Below are 20,356 nucleotides of genomic sequence, written 5' to 3'. Positions count from 1 at the left end.
CGCAGTTGCAAAACAGCGAAGTTTCAGTAAATAAACAATATAATATCTTCGTTAATACAACGCCATCAGAAATTCATAGCATCAACAAAAGAATCGTCAAAGTCTTCTTTATTAGCGAGCACAACCTCCGTTGCACATTCACTTATCTTATTCAGATTAGATAAAGCTTCCTCTTTTCTTCCGGTAATAATCTCAGAAAGCAATTTCACTGCGCCTTTTAGTGCACTGTTCCCGATACTCTCGGCTTTTCCTGCAAAGCTGTCGGGAAAAAGCCTGATATACCTTATCCTATCATAATTAAGATTCGTTCCAAATCCGCCTGCAACATACACCTTGTCAGGAGCATCATCTCCTACAAGTTCTTTAAGTCCTGTGTAGACCGCGCCCTTTGCAAGCTGGATATTTCTTATGTCATGCTGCGAAACGCTGACTTTCCCGTCATCCGTAAGGGCAAAGCCCTCGTCAAAAAACTCATCTGCAAGAAGCCCGCTCTTATCGGCAATCCCGTTTCGCACAAGTTCTGAGACCGCCTCCATAACTCCTGTTCCGCAAAGTCCGATCGGATCCTTATCTCCTATCGTCTTAACCTTGGTAAAAAAGCCGCTTCCAAAATCCCCTGTCACATCAACATGGCATACAGCTCCCGGAATGGATGCCACTCCGCACGATATGGTACCGCCCTCGAATACTGGGCCTGCCGCAGTCGAAGTCACCTTAAGATTTTTTCCGTCAAAAAAGGCCATCTCTCCGTTGGTTCCAAGGTCTAACAGAAGTTCTTTCCTGCTCTCTTTATTTATAATTTCCGAACAGTAAATTCCTGAAACGATATCCGCTCCGACAAATGCAGATATTCCCGGCATTGTCACAAGCTTTGTCCCAAACATCTCAGTTTCATATACGCAGTTATCAACCGGCTTATACGGATATTTTCCGAGTCCCTCGATATCAAGACCTCTGAAAATATGAAGCATCGTGGTATTCCCCGTAACAACTATCGCAGCCAAGTCTCCAGAAGCTCTTTTACCAAGTTTTTCAATCAATGCTGAAATATCATCAAGCACCAACTCTCTGAGTTCATCAAGCTTTTCCTTGTTTCCCACAATACCTAAGCCGGACGCATACGCAATCCTCGATATAACATCCGCTCCGACACGCCTCTGATGATTTATACCGCCTGCCGTATCTATTATTTCTTTTTCCCCGTCAAGCGACACTCCCACAAGTGCCGCCGCGATCGTCGTTGTACCGATGTCGACAGCTATGCCGTACTTATCATATTTTTTTCCGGAAAAAGAGCTCTTTGCCGTCTCCGCCACGATATCCTCTTCGGAAGATCCCGCGCCATCGATACACACCTTGCAATCCGTTTCAAGACTGCACCTGCACAAAAGTCTTACGCCCTGCGCAATTTCTTTTTCACTTAAAAAACTCTTATCGAGTGTATTCGGATAAGGCGCGCCCTCCGTGAATCGCACTTTGCACTTCCCGCATCTGCCCACTCCGCCGCACGGATAAGATGCCTCAAAACCCGCATCCGCAAGAAGCCCTTTTAACTGCTTTCCTTTAAGGGTTTCAAGAGTAACATTATTATTTTTGTATTCAATGCCGACCCTGATTTTCTTCACTCTTACCACCGCGCAAACTGTTTTTTTTCTACTTTAGAGTATCATACCATTATTTTCCCGATATTATAGTTTTTTAAGATTAAATGTGCGAAAATATTACTTGTAAACTCACAAAAAATCTAAAATAAACAGAGGTTTTCCACAATATACTCTGAATTTTAGTTATGAAAGGAGACAGTTATGGGGCTTATTCAAGCAGCAATGGCAGCCGGAGGCAGCGTACTCGCCGATCAGTGGAGAGAGTATTTTTACTGTCCTTCATTATCAAGCGACACATTACTTACAAAAGGTGAAAAAAAGGCCGGAAGAGGCTCAAATAAAAAAGGATCCGACAACGTGATCTCAGACGGATCAATCATCGCCATCAACGAAGGTCAGTGCATGATCCTTGTTGATCAGGGACAGATTACCGAGATCTGCGCCGAGGCAGGCGAATTCGTATACGACGTTTCAACCGAATCTTCAATCTTTTACGGAAACTTAAGCGAATCTATCGTAAACAGTTTCAAGGAATTCGGAAAAAGAGTTGGATTCGGCGGAGTTGCTCCCAAAGACCAGCGCGTATATTTCATAAATACAAAAGAAATCCTCGGAAACAAATACGGCACGGTCAATCCCGTTCCATTCCGCGTAGTTGACACAAATATCGGCCTTGATATGGATGTAAGCATCAAATGTCACGGCGAATACAGTTACAGAGTTGTTGATCCCGTTCTTTTCTACAAGAACATCTGCGGAAACGTGGAGGGATCTTTCACCAAGGAAAAAATAGATTCGCAGCTTAAGAGTGAGCTTCTCACAGCTCTTCAGCCCGCATTTGCAAAGATCTCCGAGATGGGCATAAGATACAGCGCGCTTCCCGGTCACACAACCGAGATTGCAAACGCTCTCAACGAAGTTCTTTCAGATAAATGGGCAGGATTCTACGGAATCACCATTACAAGCTTTGGCGTAAGCTCTGTAATCGCAAACGAAGAAGATGAAAAGACTATAAAAGAGCTTCAGCGCGCAGGCGCACTCAGAAATCCCAACATGGCCGCCGCCACTATCGCAAGTGCACAGGCACAGGCTATGCAAGATGCAGCAAAAAACACCGCAGCAGGCCCTATGATGGCATTCGCAGGAATGAACATGGCTCAGCAGGCAGGTGGAATGAACGCAAACCAGCTCTTTGCAATGGGCGCACAGCAGCAGGCTCAGCCCGCTCAGGCATCTGCAGGATCGTGGACATGTTCATGCGGTTCTGTAAATACAGGTAACTTCTGCTCTAACTGCGGTGCCAAGAAGCCTTCAACTTCATGGACCTGCTCTTGCGGAACTGTAAATGAAGGAAACTTCTGCACAAGCTGCGGTTCACCCAAAGCAAATTGATTTATTGAGGATAATATGGCTTTACAAGAATATGAATGCCCCGCCTGTGGCGGGGCTATGGAATTTAATCCCAAAACCCAGAAACTGAAATGTCCATATTGCGATTCTGAATTTGATGTAAAAGACTATGTGGCAAACCACAACTCAAGCAGCACCGGCACGCCGACAGAAAACACTTCTTACGAAACCGGAGAAAGCGAACCTCTTTTTATCTATTCATGCGGTTCCTGCGGCGGTGAGATCATCACTACAGAATCACTTGGCTCTACCAAATGCCCTTTTTGCAGCAATAACATCGTAGTAAAAGAGAAATTTACCGGCGAATTCAAGCCGGACTACATAATTCCTTTTGCCAAGACAAAAGAGGACGCGGTAAGCACCTACAAAAGCTATGTAGCTGAAAGAAAGCTGGTGCCGCCGGTTTTTGCGGAAAAAAATCACATCGATGAGATACGCGGAATTTATGTCCCTTTCTGGCTCTACGATGCTACCGAACATTTCAGCGGCGAATACAAGGCAACAAAGCACAGATCATGGTCCGATTCAAGATATTATTACACGGAGACCAAGTACTACAGTGTGCTTCGCGAAGGTACCGAAAGTTTCAAGCAGGTTCCCGTTGATGCTTCAAAGGAAATGCCTGACGACCTCATGGATTCCCTTGAACCGTTTGACAGAAGCAAGATGCTCTCGTTTAACATGGGCTATCTCGCAGGTTTCCTGGCAAACAAATACAATGTAACTTCTGAAGAATCGATATCCAGAGCCCTGTCACGAATGGAACATACGACTACCATCGACTTCCAGCAGACAGTTTCAGGGTACGATTCTGTGACTCCCGTGAATGTTACATGCAGTACGGTTAACTCTTCCCACAAATATGCACTCTACCCCGTGTACATACTTAACACGAGCTGGAATGGCCAAAACTATCTTTTTGCCATGAACGGACAAACCGGTAAATTTGTAGGAAAACTTCCTTTTAGTTTCACGCAGGCTTTGAAGTACTATATACCGTTTGCACTCGGATTTACCGCACTTGCTTATATTGCCATGTTCTTTTTCATGTAACTTCGCTATACCAAAAGGTTATTACAGTAAAACAATATGAAAAAAATAATTTTTATAAACAAACATATACATATATTGGGACTTCTTGTTGCAGTATTTATCTGCTTTTTCACAAGTCTTCCTGTTCATGCCGACCAGACGCCTCTTTGGGACGATTACTCGATTCCCGCAACGAGGCAAAAAGAAAGACTCCTTGACCAGGCAGAGCTGCTTAGTTCATCCGAAAAAGCCACAATACTCAGCAAGCTTAACGAACTCAGCGAAAAACAGCACTGCAACGTAGTCATCCTGACCGTAACTTCCCACTCGGGAAGCATTGAAGCTTTTGCTGACGATTATTTTGATTACAACGGATTTGGTGCCGATTACAACGATGCCGGAGTTCTCTTTGTTCTTTCCATGGATACAAGAGAATGGGCCATAAGCACATCAGGCGACGGAATTTCTGCTTTCACCGACTACGGCCAGGCGGAAATGACCGACGAAATGCTGCCCTATCTAAAAGACGGCGACTACTACGGTGCATTTGAAGTCTATATCGAGAAAGCCGACCATTACCTTGATCTGTTTTACGCAGGAACACCGTATGATATCGAGGAGGGCTCGGGAACTTCATATGATTCCGGAAGCACCTACGATCCTAAGAGCCACATTTTTCTGAGCATCCTCATAGGACTTGCAACCGCGATCATACCTATAGGCGTTATGGCAGCGAAGCTAAATACCGTTCACATCAACAACAGTGCATCGGAATACCGCACCCATGACGGAATTCATATGAAAGTTCATACCGACACTTTCATTACAAGCAGCGTATCAAGGGTAAGAAAATCCGAAGACAACGGCTCCAGAAGCCACTCCGGAGGCGGCAGTTCTTTTCACACCTCAAGTTCCGGGCATTCTCACGGAGGAAGCCACGGACACTTCTGATATAATCTGTATATTTATTTTTTATCATTTCTTTATTAACTGTTTTGTGTAAATTAAGTCTTCTTTGAGCTATACTAGATATAAGTTCAAAGGAGGCTTTTTTTGAAAAAAGGTACAAAGATGCAGGCAGCCATTTTAGGTATATTGGCTATTGCCATAATGACTACTGTTATCTTATTTCTCGGATCGCCAAAACTGAATACACCGCCCAAAAAAGATATGGTTCAGCTGGATTCCGGTTGGACTGTTTCGCATGGACACAAATCTTTTACGGCCGTATCCCTGAAAGATGCAAATCTCGGCATGGTCAATAAAAATGAAATTGTTATTATCGAGAACACGCTTCCCGAGTCAAACATATATCCGGCATCAATCCACTTTCGTTCCATACTTGCAACAGTTGACGTATATATCGACAACGACCTTGTCTACACCTACGGCCATCTTCTTGCTGACGATAACAGAATGGTCCCCAAAATGCAGAACTTTATTTCTCTTCCCGAAGGCTACTCCGGAAGAAAAATAAAAATAGTAATGGTATCCTGCGAAGATGAAGCCTTTTCAGGATTTTCAGAAATATACTTCGGAACATTCGGCGACATATCAACATATCTCATTCAGAAAAACAGGCTTTCCCTCATAATAGGTGCCTTTCTGTGCATTTTTGGCTTTGTACTTGCCATACTGGCGCCAATCCTTATTTTCTCAGACTTTCATGATTACAGTATTATCTTCAGTGCCCTTATATCGCTTGCAATCGGCATATATGTCCTTTGCTACAACGACATATTCTGGTTTTTCACAGATCACGCCAGCATAGCCAACTTTTTGGAGTATTTTTCTCTCTTCACACTCCCTGCTTCTATCGCAGGATTTGTCATGTCCTCCAAACAGACCAAGCATATATTGCTCTGCAAAATATTTTTGATAGTTGACACTATTTTCATTGTTGTGACTTCAACTCTGCACATTTTAAATATCATTCACATATGCAAATTTATACTGTTCCTACATATACTTGCCATACTGGAAGGCGTGACCATTATAAGCTCAATAGTAATTACGGTTATATCCAGAACCAAAGCAAGAAACGAGTTTGAAACAAGAATCTATTCCACCAATCTGCTCATTATCGGATTTATCCTTTTGCTCGGCTGTGCAATGATAGACATCATCAAATTTAATGTCCTTAAATATTTTAAGATGGGCGAAATAAATGCCACCATCAACTTTATGACGATAGGCTCGTTCTTCTTCATGCTCTGCCTTTTGGTCAACTACTTCTATCACTGTATCGAATATATCAATGAAGCAACCGTACAGAGCCAGCTTGAAGGTCTTGCATACACAGATTCCCTGACAAGACTGGCAAACAGGGCAAAGTGCGAGCTATCCCTTGCCAATACAAGAGGCCGCTACACAATAATAAGTGTTGACCTTGATTATCTCAAATACACAAACGATAACTACGGCCATTCCGCGGGAGATACCTTGCTTAGCGGTTTTGCAACCATGCTAAAAAGCAGTTTCATAGACGCTTCACTTGTCGGAAGAATGGGCGGCGACGAATTTATAGTCGTGCTTCCATATATTGATGCGCCGAGAAGAGACACCGATCTGGCAATCCTAGAAGACCTGATGAGCTACAGAAATGGCAAAAGCAGTAGGATACATTATTCTGCCTCCTGGGGATACGCCGAAAGTATCGATCCCTCACTGAATAACCCTTCTGCTCAGCTTGTATACCTGCTTGCCGATAAGAGAATGTATTCCATGAAAAAGAAACATCACAACGAATCACTCGGCAGACTATACAATGACCTCATGAAAAACCAGGCAATGAAGGAGGTGAGCACAAGTAATGCGTAAACGTCTTCTTTCAATCATTGCGCTCAGCGGCATAACCGTCGTCGTAATATTCCTTGCATGCTTTTGGTTTCTTGATATGACTCACGACTATCCTTCCGTTCAGTTCAACTCAAACTGGACCGTAAGAGTAGGCAATGAAGAATTTCCGCATGTAAAGCTCACAGAGATCAATACTCTTTTCTCCGTTCCTCCAAAACGTGGTGACACAGTCATCATGTCGCTTAACATGCCGTTTATAGGTGATATTCCGCTTCCGGCAATTGTATTTAGAACCAATTATTCTACAATCAAGTGCTACCTTGACGGCAAACTCATATACGAGTACGGAATGGACAAATTTGACAACAACAAATTTGTCGGAAGAAGATATCACTTCATAACAATTCCGCGCAACTATAGAAAAAGCTACTTAACATTCAAGCTCACCGCGTGTGAGAAAGACGCCTTTTCATTCTTTGACCCGGTGTATTTCGGAAACCACCCCGACCTTTTGACATTCATTATCAGCAATAACCAGTTTGTCATTCTGATCGGAATGTTCCTGTTTACTTTCGGTCTCTTTTTGCTGACACTGAGCCTTTTGTTTGTCACGTACCTGCCGGAATTAAAGATTCAGATATTTGCATCAATCCTATGTATAAACATAGGCTTTTATCTCATGTGCTATTCAAATATGCTTTCGCTGTTTATAAACACCGACATTGAGACCGAACTGGAGTATTTCACGCTATTTCTCTTTGTTCCTCTGTGCTACATAATCCTATACTTCATGAATGAGATAAAGCTGAAAAAGACAGTGATCGGACTGTTTGTTGCAAGTATAGTAGTGCCTATTCTTCAGCAGATTTTGTACTTTATTTTTTCCATTCACTTAAAACGCACCCTTATACTGTTCGACATAAATGCGCTTATAATCTACGTTCTGATTGTCTATTGCTTTGTAAGGACAATTGTAAAAAAGAAAGCTCTCTTTATAGAAAACCTGCAGATGATAGGTATGTTCGCACTTTCAACTTCAGGATTCATACACCTTATAGGATATACGCTGACAACCATTCGCGTCTTGCCCGCGCAGACGGCGACTTTCCCGATAATAGGTCTGGGCGCGATTATCTTTGCAATGTCACAGCTTGCATACTACCTGCTGTACATAACAAAAACTTTTGCTCAGAAAAAAGAACGTGAATCGCTTGTCCACCTTGCTTATGCAGACGGACTGACAGATCTCCCCAACAGGGCAAGTGCCGACAGAGAAATGAAGGTGCTCGACAGATCCCAACGGGACTACTGCATAATCAGTATCGACTTAAACGGGCTTAAACCCGTAAATGACAAAATGGGTCACCCCGAAGGCGATAAATATATTTTGGATTTCTCAAAGATACTCACCGGCACCTTCGCCCAATACGGAATGTGCGCCAGAATAGGCGGAGACGAATTTCTTGTAATAATAAAAGACGCCGTTTCACTCGACATCGATGATCTGATAAGTCGAATGAACAGCGCCCTTGATGTTATGAATGCAATCTACCCTGATTACGTACGAAGCGTTGCGGCAGGTTACGCATACCGGCACGAATGCCCCGAAAAGGGCTCGCACGAGGTATACCTTCTGGCCGATCGCCGTATGTATGAAACCAAGAAAATCATGCATGAAAAACTTGGAATAGATGCCAGACTATGATTCACATAGTTTGGCATTTCTGAGTGTACAGTACTGATACTGCCCCTCTTCATACAAATCAAAGACTCCTTCTACCGTTATCGGGTCCTCTTCCTTCGGGTAATTATCGGGATATTTGTAATCACTTGTAAGTTCAAACTCAACTCCCTGCGAGCAGCACGCCGTGGCATCTTTTATAATGCAGGCAAAATAGCGCTTACCCGTATCCTCGGCAACATACTCGGAATAATTTCCCGTCATCTTGATAGTCTTTCCAACGAAATTTTCAGGATAATACATCATGTTATAAACAGTTGTGTATATCATTGTCGAAGACTGTTTGGTCAGATCGACGTAATCTCCGTCCACCTTAATCTCTTCCGCGGTATGAAAACTTGTTGCAGCCGCCGAGTTATCCGAAGCGCCCGAAGTGTCACCATAAGAAGCATCATCCTCTTCATATTCTCCGTACTCTGCGATCAAAGACGACATATCACTTGCAGCCATCTGCTCAGCGATCACATCATCAACAGTTTTTGCACCGCTTCCGGGCCTTGAGCTTACCGCACTTGAATCATCTGCGCATCCCGAAGTAATAAGCACAACCAATGTCATCACTGCTATATATCTCATTTTTTTCATCATGCTTTTCCTCCTGTTCCTTTTCCGATAAAATAAGCCACCGCAAATACAAAAACATCAACCGCTACAATAGTAGATCCGACAGGCGTTCCGACAAGCATCGATATGAGCATTCCTGATATTGCACATATAACGGATGAGATTGCCGAAAATATCGTAACGCTTTTGAAATTCTTTAATATACTCATGGCAGAGAGCGCGGGGAATATCACAAGCGCCGATATAAGCAGCGAACCTACAAGATTCATGGAAAGCACTATTATCACTGCGATCATTACCGCAATGATAAAGTTATAAGCATCTGCTTTTACCCCGGTAGCCTTTGCAAAATCCTCATCAAAAGTAACCGCAAATATCTTGTTGTACATAAAAAGAAATAATGCCACAACAATGATCGACAACACCACACATACCATAACTTCCGACATCGTAAGTGTAAGTATAGACATCGAACCAAACAATGTACTGCACACATCTCCTGAAAGATTCGCGGAGGTTGAAAATTTATTTACGATAAGATAACCAAATGCCAACGCTCCGACAGAGATCATCGCAATTGCGGCATCGCCCTTTATCTTTGCGTTATTTCCGCTCCTTAAAAGGAAAACGGCGCAGATAACGGTTATCGGCAAAATAACGGCGGTCTGGTTTGCAATCTTTAGTACAGTTGCAATCGCCATCGCTCCGAAAGCAACGTGCGAAAGTCCATCTCCAATAAACGAATATCTCTTAAGAACAAGTGTCACTCCTAGAAGCGACGACGACAGTGCTATAAGCGTTCCTACTATAAATGCATAAACAACAAACGGATATTGGAAGTATTCCACTAACTTCTCTATCATGCAAGCTCGCCTCCTTCCATATTCATAAAGAACTTTCCGACATTACTCGATACATACTCATCCTTGGTGCCAAAAAACAAAGTTTTCCCGATATGAAGTATGTGGCTTGCATACTTAACGGCAGCGGCTATATCATGCGATACCATGATTATCGTAACTCCGCTGTCATTCAGCTCTTTTATAAGTTCATACATCTCAAACGTAACTTTGGGATCAAGTCCGGAAACAGGCTCATCCAGAAGAAGAACTTTTGTGGTGGCACAAAGAGCCCTTGCCAAAAGAACTCTTTGCTGCTGACCACCTGATAACTCTCTGTAACACCTGTTTTTCAGATCGGTAATACCCATCCTCTCCATATTCTCACGGGCAATCTTCCTTTCTTTTTCCGTATAAAAAGGTCGTAGTCCCATGTGAGACTGACATCCCGAAAGAACAATCTCAAATACGGATGCCGGAAAATCTCTTTGAACAACCGTCTGCTGAGGCAGATAGCCTATCTCATTCTTTTTTAGCCCATCACCGAACAGAATCTGTCCACCAATAGATGCCTGTAATCCCAGCATTGTTTTCATGAGAGTTGTCTTACCTGAACCATTCTCTCCAACAATGCAAAGATAGTTCCCTTTTTCAACTATGAAATTTAAATCATCAACAACCACAGTCCTATCGTATCCAAGCGACAGATTCTGCGCGGAAATGAACGACATTATAACACCTCCCGCCTTATTTAAGCGCTTCCTTAAGTACTTCAAGATTTCCTTCCATTACAGAAATATAAGTTACTCCCTTTGCCACATCATCAGAAGTTGTTGACTGCAAAGAATCCATTGTAAGGATGTTCTGATCCTTCTTTGCTGTGTTCTGCTTTACAGTATCGGCAATCTTCTTGTCCTTTCCTTCAATGGTCAGGATGGAACCAAGTCCGAGTTCATCTACTTTCTTTGAAAGGAAGGTTATTGTTTCAAAGCTTGCTTCAGTCTCTGCTGAGCAACCTACAAATGCTGCATAATATTCAAGTCCGTAATCATCAACAAGGTAACGGAACGGGAAACGGTCTGCGAAAAGAACTGTCTTCTTGCTTCCTGCCTTAACCGCATTCTCATATTCTGCGTCAAGAGCTTCAAGCTTTGTAATGTAGTCGTTTGCGTTCTTCTCATAAACGTCTTTGTTAGCTTCATCAACAGAAACCATTCCGTCTTTTATGGCACTGCAAAGTTTAGCCGCATTCTTAAGTGAGAGCCATACGTGCTCGTCGTATTCTACTTCTTCACCTTCTTCATGCTCTTCGCCTTCCTCATGCTCGTGTTCTTCACCTTCTTCGTGCTCTTCGCCCTCTTCATGTTCGTGCTCGTGCTCCATACCTTCAACAATCTCTTCTTCCTTGATGTCATCGCCAAGTACGTCGAGAAGGTTGATAACTACCATATCTTTATTGGTTGCTTCCTTAAGCGCATCATCTACCCATTCATCAGACTCTCCGCCAACATAAATGAACATGTCGCATTTTGAGATCTTAGCAATATCTTCTGCTGTGGGCTGATAGCTGTGAAGGTCTACACCGCTATCAAGAAGCATTGTGATGTCTGCATTTGCAGGGTTCTCTCCTGCTATATTCTTAACCCAGTCATATTCAGGGAAAATAGTTGTCACAATGCTTATATCACTGTCGCCTGCTGCCTCAGATACAGCTTCCGAAGCATTTACTGCTGATGTTCCTGCAGCTGATGCATCCTGAGCATTTCCATTTCCGCATGCGCAAATAATGCTGCTTGCCATTACGGCAGCAACCAAAACTGAAATATATTTCTTCATAATATTCCTCTTTCTTATTCATTTTTTTATTATTGTATTGGATAAAAAATATGATCATGTAGCAGCAAAACGCTACACAAAAGAGGTTGCTTCAATTATCGAGACGTACCTTGAAGCTGACAAGTGTAGGATGAGAAATGTTCTCATTTTCTCTAGGCAAAATAATCGAGACGATCATTACCGCAACTACACTTATAGCAAGATGTATAAGACCTGTAGAAATCTGATTAAGAAACTGCTCGCACCTTGCAATATTGTGACATACGGGACACTCTACGCCATGGCACTCATGATGCTGTTCCTTAACTATATATATTGTGGAAAAGAGCATGGTAAAGCTGAGTGCTACCGCCACAAATACCGCTATCACTCTGCGCACATTATTATGTTTCTCAACTGCGCCATTATAATTCATGCTTGCTTCTCCTAAAACTTCCTCAAGTTTAGTTCATTGTTTGCAAAAATGTCAAGCCGAAGGGCCTGGAGAAGTTTCAGGCAGATATTTCTTCCTTAAGGAACAAATATCTGCCATACTAAGCCCGGTAGCATTAATTATCAGCGAAGTGGTATAGCACTATGAACCATATAATTACACAAAAGTAAAATAAGTGATCCAGCATAGCATTACTCCTCGTTTTCTGTAACATTTTCTATAATCGCATCAAATTCAAGAATTACCTTAAAGAAATCACCGTCTATGAAGATGTTCATAGTTCCACCCATGGCCTCGGTGAGACTGTGAGCGATAGAGAGGCCGAGTCCGTTTCCGTCTGTATATCTTGATTTATCTCCTCTGACAAATCTTTCCATCAGTTCTTCAGGTGAGATGTTTAATTGTTCACGTGATGTATTTCTAAAAGTAAATCTAAGTTTATCGCCATTGTTTTCAAGGTCTACATAAGCTCTTGTATCTGCCTGAGCATATTTGACAATATTACTCATAATATTATCGAACACCCTCCACAAATACCTGTTGTCTGCAATGAGGTGCATTTCACTGTCACAGCTGTTAACAACGACTTCTATTTTCTTTTCCTTAAGTCGTTCCGCGAATTCCCCGATAGACTGATCCAGCAAAACCTCCGCATTTACTTCCTCCATATTAAGCTCAATATTTCCGCTGGAGATTTTTGATGCTTCAATAATATCTTCAACAAGTTTTTTAAGACGAAGCGACTGTCTGTTCAGAACTTCAAGATATTCTTTTGCATTCTCGTTTTCCAGGTTCTCTTTATCGAGAAGATCAACGTAATTTATTATGGATGTGATAGGCGTCTTAATATCATGAGATACATTTGTAATAAGCTCTGTCTTCATGCGCTCACTCTTTGTGCGCTCCGCCAAAGCTATCTCAATTCCCGCCTGAATATCGTTGAGGGCTGTTCCGGTTTCTTCCATAAACTGCGGCATTCCCCTCACATCAACATGTGCTGTCATATCTCCCGCCGCAAGTTTTTCTGCAGAGTCTTTTATCTTCGAATAGCTTCGAATTCCCCAGAATATAAAGGCTGCGAGTACCACCTTATCCATTAAATAAGCAAATAAACCATCGAACCATACACCTACATACCATTCTAAAGCTACATTTATCACAATCAGAATTATAGGTATTAAAACATAAGCAATCCATATCCGCGTCTTCCATCCAAATTTCATCATTAGCTTTATAATAAACATGTTCTTATTCAATCTATGAAGCTTGAAATTAACTGCAACTAATGAACAGAAGCAAAGCCCTACCGCCATTCCAAGTATAAAGCTTCCCCCTATACCAAATAGCACCTTATAATACGACCAATAATCAAATCTATTTTTCAGCTCAGCTATTATTACTAAAAATATAAGCTCCAAAGCTACTGTTGCAATAAATGCTAAATCTACCGGAATCCCATCAAACGGACCTGCCACAATTTTTTTTGCTCTGTTTTGTATGGCCTGCTGCTTTAATAAATAACCCAAAACATACCCATATCATTACAAAAGAAATAATACTGACTATAGGAACGAAAGGCTTAATCGTATATGCTACGCTGACAATCTTCTTAGCTTTTGCATAATAATCATTTGCATGACCTTTGGTGGAAAGTTTAGCTTCATTGGGAAAACAAATGAAAGTAAAACGCTTGTTTTGGGAATTTTCCACTTCGCTTCTGATTTTTGGTGGATCATTAAAATAAGTAAAACGTGTTCCAACCGCATCAAAAGAGTCAATGTCTTTTAAAGTATCATGAATCGGAGAAAGATCCGCCACATAATCCCCATCCAATATACCTTTTTGGCCATAGGAACTATTCAAACACAATTTATAGTCTTCTATAGACTTTGAAATAGGATCATACGCATTGCCTGCAATAAAAAGCTTTTCATTTTCTTCTGTAGCTTCTTCGCCATTCGTGTTATTCATGGACCATATTTTACTAAAAGTGCTATCCATATTGTGAGCTTCAGCAACATAATCATCCATTACCCTCCCATACCAAAATGAATCCAGAGCAAAGAATCGATCATTGGCATAAACATATGCTTTACTTCCCAAGGTATCGTATCCTATACCTTGAACTTCAAATACTTCCTCACGTCTGCTTGTATCTGTAAGTATGCTATTCTGCGCCCCGAACATTCCTAAGAATTGTTCACTTCTATTAAAAACTGTTTTGTCATTTACTGTATATGAATTAATAAATAATTCATTATTCCATGATGGCACTGAAACACCGGCAAAATTTCGATAAAGGTATATGCTGTTATCATTTAAATCTGCATCTTCCGATATAGCCCCGTCAATAACTCCATAGTAACAGTTCATCCCATTCAAAAGATCGGTATTGAATCCGGAATCATATTTAGAAAGAGCTAGCACAGCATATGCTTTTCCCGCATCATCAAAAACTTCTTTTCTAAATGAGTATGTCGTTGAACCATCACTATGATATGTTTTTGCACCAATAATATAACTTGCAACTATACTCACTAAAAAACACACTGTAAAGAATATACATGCTATTGCCAATAATATTTTTGCTTTTATACTGTAAAAACGTTTCATCTTCTTTCCTCAATCCGTCACCACAGACGGGTCATAGTATTGTTTGAATAGGTAATTGCTGTTACCACACGGTCCTTATCATCAATATCAAATGAAACCGAGTAATTCTTGTAACTATAAGAGAATTTTATCGAGATATCAATACCATCCACGCCGGTAGGAGCTTTACCACCGTACGCAGCTATTACATCATCGCAAGCACTTCCCACTCCTATGCCTCTGGAAGTTTTTACATTTGAATCATGGATTACTATTGCCTGTGTTTTATCTTTAATAGTTAAAAGCTCTATTGAATCAGGAGCATTGCCAAATATATATGATTTGTCAAGTTCATTATATGGTGAAGTCTTTTCCTCAGTTGGATTACCGAGAGCTTCAATATTTTTCTTTGCATCATTTTTGACGGAAACGCTCTTTCCGTTATATTCAAAAGATAGATCTGATTCCGGTATCGTATACGATGGATCAGATATAACCACCGCATTCAGTGTATCCGATGTATTTGCTACATTCGATATTTCAGGTGTATTTGATGTGTCAGATGTATTCGATATTTCAGGTGTACTTGACACATTCGATGTGTCAGACGCATTCGATGCATCAGATGTATTTGATTGATTCGCCTGTCCACAGCCTGCAAGTGTAAGCACCATAGCAGATATTATTAAAAAACCAGTTCTTTTTTTCATTACACTTTCCTTTCCCGAGGTGTTCCCTTCTCAATCTTATATCCTCGCCCCCAGACAGCTATTAAATATCTGGGATCTGTACTGTCATATTCCAATTTTTCTCTAAGATGCCTGATATGAACAGCCACCGTACTTTCGGCGCCTATCATGTTTTCTTTCCAGACACTTGTATATATTTCTTTTGGAGAAAAAACTTCACCCGGATGAGTCATCAATAGTTTCAATATGTCATATTCCAAGGGAGTGAGCGAAACAGGGTTTCCATCCAGCGTTACTTCTTTTGCCTTATCATTTAATTCAATACCGCCGATAGTAATCATGTCTGTATTAGGTATTACTTCCGGAGTGCCTTTAGCCCCAAGCATTGTATAACGACGAATCTGGGATTTTACTCTCGCCATCAGCTCAACCTGATTAAACGGCTTGGTAACATAGTCATCTGCTCCGACCGTCAGCCCCACAACTTTATCTGCATCCTCACTTTTTGCAGTGAGCATGATTATAGGCACATTGGATATCTTTCTGATCTCTGCCATTGCAGTTATTCCGTCCATCTCAGGCATCATCACATCCATAAGGATAAGATGAATGTCATTTCCGATAGGACTCTGCATTATTTCAAGCGCTTCTTTTCCGTTATAAGCTGCCGTAACACTCATGCCTTCACTTTCAAGGTAAATCCTAAGCGCGGATACGATGTCCTTTTCATCATCACAAATAAGAATATTGTTCATTTTTTCTCCCGTATATTTTCAATGATTAATCATAGATACATTGTATTGAAAAAATTTTTAAGTTCCAATAGGGGAAATCTTTAAGAATTGTTTAAGATGGGATACTTGCGACTGTTCACGACTATTTGAGCATTAGAAACATGAACAAAATTATGGTCAACACTTATGAGAAAGCGTAATATCCGTAGGAGTGTCCAAAAAAGAAAACGCGACACTAATGTATCGCGTTTGTATCCTGACAAGTGTCTAATTTGCAAAATTGTCTGCGGAGTGTTAGAGCCTGTTCTGATAAGATCCGCTACATTGGATCCGTATGGATTTTTCCTCTTATGCCGCTTGAGTCTCATCTTGCTCTGCAGGTATAGACAGTTCTTTTACCTGCTTACTTCTTGAAAGCAACATGCAGCTTGCAAATCCTGTAATGCCGGTACACAAGAACATAATCGCCATTCCGGTTCCGTCTGTATTTCCAAGCAAACGTACAATCATAGAGGATACTTCCGTTCCACTATTTACAAATGGTTCAAAGAGGTACTCAGACAGCGCGCCGCCCAGCAAGATTCCCATAGGGATTGCAGCAAACTTCATCGCATTCCTTACCGCAAACACTCTGCCCTGTATATCTTCGCGCACATTTGTATATATCAGTACCGACTGCGCCGCCATAGTAAACGGAATCGGCAAACTTGCCGCAATTCCTGCAATGCTCCATACAAAAACATTCTGTCCAAATGCCATGAGCAAATCGCCGAATGCGAATGAAAGCGCTGCGGAATAAAACAGCATCTTCACTTTGTTCTTCGGCATTTTCAATGTGCTAACCAAAACTCCTCCAACAATTCCACCTGCTCCGATGAATGACGTTACAATGCCAAGTACCATTTCATTGTCATTGCTTCTTGCAAGAATCATAGGTGACAAAATATTTTCATAAGATAAACGTGAAAGGAAATTCATTAAGGTCATGCAGATGATGATATAGAGGACTCCTTTGTTCTCTTTCAAAAACTTCACTCCGCCAAAGAAGCCGTCAAACATCCCATCTTCTTCCTCAGGGTCACTTCCCTTGGGAATCTGTATAACAAAGAACATTACTGTGATTGCAAAAAGGAATGTCGCGATATCAAACATAAGCACAGACGCAATTCCAAAAAATCCCATCAAAGCACTGGCAAGCATTGGATAAAGCACAACGCTTACATTCTCTGATATAGAGCTTAATCCGCTGATCTTCTCATATTTATCCTCAGGTACGATCAAGCCTAGCGCTACTGATGAAGCCGGTGATTGTATAGCTTCCATGACGCCCAGCACAATATTTATAACATATATATACGACAAGTTCATTTTCTGTGTATAAAGAAGCACACATACAATAACGGAACAAAGCGCAGAAGCCGTATCCGTAAGCATGATGATTTTTTTCTTATCATGGCGATCCACAAATCCGCCTATAAAAAAGCTTGTTATTGCCTTTGGTGCAAATGTGAAAAAAGTAAGCAGCGATACCTGCATAACAGACCTACTCTGCTGATAGGCCCAAATGATAAGCGCATAGCTTGTCATCATACTTCCAAGTTCTGAGACTGCTTGGCTTAACCAGAAAGATATATAATTAGTCTTGTTATTCATGTCGTCCCCCTAAGATGTCTCTTTAATAACAGACTATATCACCTTGGTCTTATCTTTGTATAGCCCTTATCTGCAACCTTCTTCGGCATATTTTGCGCGAGTGAATACTTCCCATGATCTACCAACAGTTTCTCCCGCTCTATGCTAGATCCGATGAACACTGCCTGATAAGGCTCTTCTCCGCCTGTGATCACGTATGAATTGTCAGCGATGTCGAAACGAAGAGCTTCATTGCCCACTTTAACAACACCTTTGGCGCGGGCTATATCGCCGTATTGCTTCCTCAATAGATCGTCACAGAAAACGGCAAGTGCTCCTACAGAATTAAACTCCATGAGATCAAATGTCATTTGCTCAAAAGCCTGCTGCCCACTATTATCTGCACCTTCATCCTCGCCGGCACCGACTGCGTGCGCTTCCTCATCCGACATAACCTCCGTCCACCAATCCTCGCTCTTGCCATCTTGGTAAGATTCCGTTATCTTCGCATCGGGATTTATCTCTCTTATCTGCTTCTTTACTTCTTCCAGCTCATCAGCATCCATTCCCTCAGTCTTTGAGAAGATTACGTGCCCCGCATTCAAAATCTGGTCTCGCATAAGCTCCCTGTACTCATGAAGATTTGATGAAAAAGACTTCGCAGATACTATTACAATAGGACTTACCGGAATAATTTTCTCGTACCTGACTTTTTCAAGGCCGGCAAGAATATTGCTTAGTTTGGCAACGCCCGACGGTTCTACGATCAGATACTCGGGTGCGATTCCCGTTGATACTGTAAGGATTGAGTACAAAAAAGAATCTTTCTTGCTGCAGCAAACACAGCCTTCCATGAACTCAAGAACCTGCATATCCTTATTATCTGTAGAGCCTGAAATTTCGAGGCTGTCCAGATTTGTATCTCCGAATTCATTTTCCAGAACCGCAGTATAGCGCTTAGTATGTTTTAACAACTCTTTTATAAATGTGGTCTTTCCGGCTCCCAAAAAGCCTGTAACTATCAGTACTTTCATATGATCATCGCCGGTGCGTCGGCGTATTCTCCTTCTTAATAAGGGTATAAGGAACTTCCGCTCTCACTTCGTTCGCCGTAAGACGTTCGAACCAGCCTCGAAAAAACCTCAGCAGGTTCTCTCAGCAAGAGCAGTCGCAAACTTTAAAATCTGCGACTGCCCTATAATTTTAATAAAAGTTAAACATTACTCATTTACAAGCTTTACAACCGGCTTGATAAGGTCTGCCGGCTTATCTTTCATAAGCTGCAATGCTTCGGGAATGTGATCCCATCCTTCAAATATATGTGTTGCAAGCGGGCTTACATCAAGTCTTCCTGAAGATACCAGTGCTCCCAGTTTCTCCATACGAAGTCTTCCACCCGGCATAAGTCCTCCGCGGATCTGCTTATGTCCCATTCCAACACCCCAGTCGGTTCTGGGAATGCTGATATAATCGCCGCTTCCGAGATAGTTAACGTTACCGATAAGTCCGCCGGGTTTAACCGATTTAACTGCCGACTCAAAAGTATCGACATTACCACCCGCGATAACTACTCTATCTACACCTTTTCCTGATGTAAGTTCCATAACCTGATCTTCTATAGATCCGTTTTTGTAATTGATAAAGTCGGTTGCGCCGTACTTCTTAGCTGCTTCAACACATTTAGGACGTGTTCCTACAGCAATGATCCTTGACGCACCACGTAGTGACGCCCCGGCTACACTCATAAGTCCTACGGGACCGATACCGATAACAAGAACCGTGTCACCAAACTGAACGTCAGCAAGCTCTACTCCGTGGAATCCTGTGGGAACCATATCAGAAAGCATACATGCATCTACAATGTTGATGTTTTCCGGCATATGTGCAAGGTTTCCGTCCGCATCATTAACGTGGAAAAACTCGGAATCCAAGCCATCCTTAAAGTTGGAGAACTTCCATCCTGCAAGCATTCCACCTGAGTGCATCGAATATCCGGCCTGAGCCTCAAGCGAACTCCAATCGGGTGTGATAGCAGGTACCAAAACTCTGTCACCGGGCTTAAAGTCCTTAACAAGTTCACCTACTTCCACAACTTCCGCACAACCTTCATGACCAAGGATCATGTTATGACGATCACCAACAGCACCTTCCCATACTGTATGTACATCTGAAGTACATATTGCAATGGCAAGCGGTTTGCAGATTGCATCGAGCGGTCCACACTTCGGAACGTCTTTTGTAATCCATCCGACCTCACCGATCTTAAGCATTGCAAAACCCTTCATTGTCTTCTGCTCCATAAGATGTTCTCCTCCTTTATTAAATTATGCAAAATTGAGTGTTGATATCATCTTATATGAAAAATGCACATACAGTCAATCATTATCCGTATATTTATGTGCACTTTTCTGTATTTTTAAAAATGAGCGCACAAAAAAGGAAGCTCTTTTC

At 41.8% G+C, this 20,356-nt stretch carries 18 protein-coding genes; 5 read left to right on the top strand and 13 right to left on the bottom strand.

What is annotated here, in order from left to right:
* Positions 1-65 precede the first annotated feature (65 nt).
* Positions 66-1,625 (bottom strand): ASKHA domain-containing protein, encoded by a 1,560-nt coding sequence (locus CD00_RS0113730; protein WP_026656482.1) that lies wholly within the window; start codon positions 1,623-1,625, stop codon positions 66-68.
* A 180-nt stretch (positions 1,626-1,805) separates the two neighbouring features.
* Here CD00_RS0113730 and CD00_RS0113725 point away from each other — a divergent pair, with 180 nt between their 5' ends.
* The 5 genes from CD00_RS0113725 to CD00_RS0113705 all read left to right on the top strand — a co-directional run bounded on the left by CD00_RS0113725 (position 1,806) and on the right by CD00_RS0113705 (position 8,550).
* Positions 1,806-2,996 carry an SPFH domain-containing protein gene (locus CD00_RS0113725; RefSeq protein WP_026656481.1) on the top strand — a complete coding sequence of 397 codons (1,191 nt, stop codon included), beginning with the start codon at positions 1,806-1,808 and terminating at the stop codon, positions 2,994-2,996.
* A gap of 15 nt (positions 2,997-3,011) precedes the next feature.
* Positions 3,012-4,067, top strand: a complete 1,056-nt coding sequence (locus CD00_RS0113720; protein WP_026656480.1) for a hypothetical protein — start codon at positions 3,012-3,014, stop codon at positions 4,065-4,067.
* 36 nt (positions 4,068-4,103) lie between these two features.
* Positions 4,104-4,997: a TPM domain-containing protein gene (locus CD00_RS18500; RefSeq protein WP_051594218.1), complete on the top strand. Its 894-nt coding sequence runs from the start codon at positions 4,104-4,106 to the stop codon at positions 4,995-4,997.
* Positions 4,998-5,099: 102 nt separating this feature from the next.
* The gene (locus CD00_RS0113710; protein WP_026656479.1) at positions 5,100-6,866 is read left to right on the top strand and encodes a GGDEF domain-containing protein; all 1,767 of its coding nucleotides are present in this window, start codon (positions 5,100-5,102) and stop codon (positions 6,864-6,866) included.
* Positions 6,859-8,550: a GGDEF domain-containing protein gene (locus CD00_RS0113705; RefSeq protein WP_026656478.1), complete on the top strand. Its 1,692-nt coding sequence runs from the start codon at positions 6,859-6,861 to the stop codon at positions 8,548-8,550. The genes CD00_RS0113710 and CD00_RS0113705 overlap by 8 nt, the downstream gene beginning before the upstream one ends.
* On the opposite strand, the gene CD00_RS19505 is transcribed toward CD00_RS0113705, so the two are convergent.
* From CD00_RS19505 to CD00_RS0113645, 12 genes are all read right to left on the bottom strand, one after another.
* Complete coding sequence (locus CD00_RS19505) at positions 8,545-9,174, bottom strand: hypothetical protein (RefSeq protein WP_051594217.1); 630 nt, start codon at positions 9,172-9,174, stop codon at positions 8,545-8,547. The genes CD00_RS0113705 and CD00_RS19505 overlap by 6 nt on opposite strands.
* Positions 9,171-10,013 carry a metal ABC transporter permease gene (locus tag CD00_RS0113695; protein ID WP_026656477.1) on the bottom strand — a complete coding sequence of 281 codons (843 nt, stop codon included), beginning with the start codon at positions 10,011-10,013 and terminating at the stop codon, positions 9,171-9,173. Before CD00_RS0113695 ends, CD00_RS19505 begins: the two co-directional genes overlap by 4 nt.
* Positions 10,010-10,720: a metal ABC transporter ATP-binding protein gene (locus CD00_RS0113690; protein ID WP_026656476.1), complete on the bottom strand. Its 711-nt coding sequence runs from the start codon at positions 10,718-10,720 to the stop codon at positions 10,010-10,012. Before CD00_RS0113690 ends, CD00_RS0113695 begins: the two co-directional genes overlap by 4 nt.
* Positions 10,721-10,736: 16 nt before the next feature.
* Entirely contained in the window at positions 10,737-11,825 is a 1,089-nt protein-coding gene (locus CD00_RS0113685; RefSeq protein ID WP_026656475.1) for a metal ABC transporter substrate-binding protein, read from the bottom strand.
* Positions 11,826-11,916: 91 nt separating this feature from the next.
* Entirely contained in the window at positions 11,917-12,240 is a 324-nt protein-coding gene (locus CD00_RS0113680; protein ID WP_026656474.1) for a hypothetical protein, read from the bottom strand.
* Between the two features lie 209 nt (positions 12,241-12,449).
* Complete coding sequence (locus tag CD00_RS0113675; RefSeq protein ID WP_026656473.1) at positions 12,450-13,733, bottom strand: sensor histidine kinase; 1,284 nt, start codon at positions 13,731-13,733, stop codon at positions 12,450-12,452.
* Positions 13,717-14,871: a hypothetical protein gene (locus tag CD00_RS0113670; RefSeq protein WP_026656472.1), complete on the bottom strand. Its 1,155-nt coding sequence runs from the start codon at positions 14,869-14,871 to the stop codon at positions 13,717-13,719. The genes CD00_RS0113675 and CD00_RS0113670 overlap by 17 nt, the downstream gene beginning before the upstream one ends.
* A gap of 17 nt (positions 14,872-14,888) precedes the next feature.
* A complete protein-coding gene (locus CD00_RS0113665) occupies positions 14,889-15,560 on the bottom strand; it encodes an LptM family lipoprotein (protein WP_026656471.1) in 672 nt (223 codons plus the stop codon).
* Positions 15,560-16,294, bottom strand: a complete 735-nt coding sequence (locus CD00_RS0113660) for a response regulator transcription factor (RefSeq protein ID WP_026656470.1) — start codon at positions 16,292-16,294, stop codon at positions 15,560-15,562. Before CD00_RS0113660 ends, CD00_RS0113665 begins: the two co-directional genes overlap by 1 nt.
* Before the next feature lie 327 nt (positions 16,295-16,621).
* On the bottom strand, positions 16,622-17,926 hold the full coding sequence (locus CD00_RS0113655) for an MFS transporter (protein WP_026656469.1): 1,305 nt from the start codon (positions 17,924-17,926) through the stop codon (positions 16,622-16,624).
* A gap of 38 nt (positions 17,927-17,964) precedes the next feature.
* Positions 17,965-18,939 carry a GTP-binding protein gene (locus CD00_RS0113650; protein ID WP_026656468.1) on the bottom strand — a complete coding sequence of 325 codons (975 nt, stop codon included), beginning with the start codon at positions 18,937-18,939 and terminating at the stop codon, positions 17,965-17,967.
* Positions 18,940-19,125: 186 nt separating this feature from the next.
* Positions 19,126-20,190: an NAD(P)-dependent alcohol dehydrogenase gene (locus tag CD00_RS0113645; protein WP_026656467.1), complete on the bottom strand. Its 1,065-nt coding sequence runs from the start codon at positions 20,188-20,190 to the stop codon at positions 19,126-19,128.
* Positions 20,191-20,356: the final 166 nt, after the last annotated feature.

Origin of the sequence: Butyrivibrio sp. AE3003 (assembly GCF_000686065.1) — a bacterium.
Classification (GTDB): Bacteria; Bacillota; Clostridia; order Lachnospirales; family Lachnospiraceae; genus Butyrivibrio; species Butyrivibrio hungatei_A.
This window is presented reverse-complemented; position numbering and strand designations above follow the sequence as displayed.

Coding starts and splice junctions, on each gene's coding strand:
- CD00_RS0113725 (WP_026656481.1), top strand. CDS start 1,806: ATGGGGCTTATTCAAGCAGCAATGGCAGCCGGAGGCAGCGTACTCGCC.
- CD00_RS0113720 (WP_026656480.1), top strand. CDS start 3,012: ATGGCTTTACAAGAATATGAATGCCCCGCCTGTGGCGGGGCTATGGAA.
- CD00_RS18500 (WP_051594218.1), top strand. CDS start 4,104: ATGAAAAAAATAATTTTTATAAACAAACATATACATATATTGGGACTT.
- CD00_RS0113705 (WP_026656478.1), top strand. CDS start 6,859: ATGCGTAAACGTCTTCTTTCAATCATTGCGCTCAGCGGCATAACCGTC.
- CD00_RS19505 (WP_051594217.1), bottom strand. CDS start 9,174: ATGATGAAAAAAATGAGATATATAGCAGTGATGACATTGGTTGTGCTT.
- CD00_RS0113695 (WP_026656477.1), bottom strand. CDS start 10,013: ATGATAGAGAAGTTAGTGGAATACTTCCAATATCCGTTTGTTGTTTAT.
- CD00_RS0113690 (WP_026656476.1), bottom strand. CDS start 10,720: ATGTCGTTCATTTCCGCGCAGAATCTGTCGCTTGGATACGATAGGACT.
- CD00_RS0113685 (WP_026656475.1), bottom strand. CDS start 11,825: ATGAAGAAATATATTTCAGTTTTGGTTGCTGCCGTAATGGCAAGCAGC.
- CD00_RS0113680 (WP_026656474.1), bottom strand. CDS start 12,240: ATGAATTATAATGGCGCAGTTGAGAAACATAATAATGTGCGCAGAGTG.
- CD00_RS0113670 (WP_026656472.1), bottom strand. CDS start 14,871: ATGAAACGTTTTTACAGTATAAAAGCAAAAATATTATTGGCAATAGCA.
- CD00_RS0113665 (WP_026656471.1), bottom strand. CDS start 15,560: ATGAAAAAAAGAACTGGTTTTTTAATAATATCTGCTATGGTGCTTACA.
- CD00_RS0113660 (WP_026656470.1), bottom strand. CDS start 16,294: ATGAACAATATTCTTATTTGTGATGATGAAAAGGACATCGTATCCGCG.
- CD00_RS0113655 (WP_026656469.1), bottom strand. CDS start 17,926: ATGAATAACAAGACTAATTATATATCTTTCTGGTTAAGCCAAGCAGTC.
- CD00_RS0113650 (WP_026656468.1), bottom strand. CDS start 18,939: ATGAAAGTACTGATAGTTACAGGCTTTTTGGGAGCCGGAAAGACCACA.
- CD00_RS0113645 (WP_026656467.1), bottom strand. CDS start 20,190: ATGAAGGGTTTTGCAATGCTTAAGATCGGTGAGGTCGGATGGATTACA.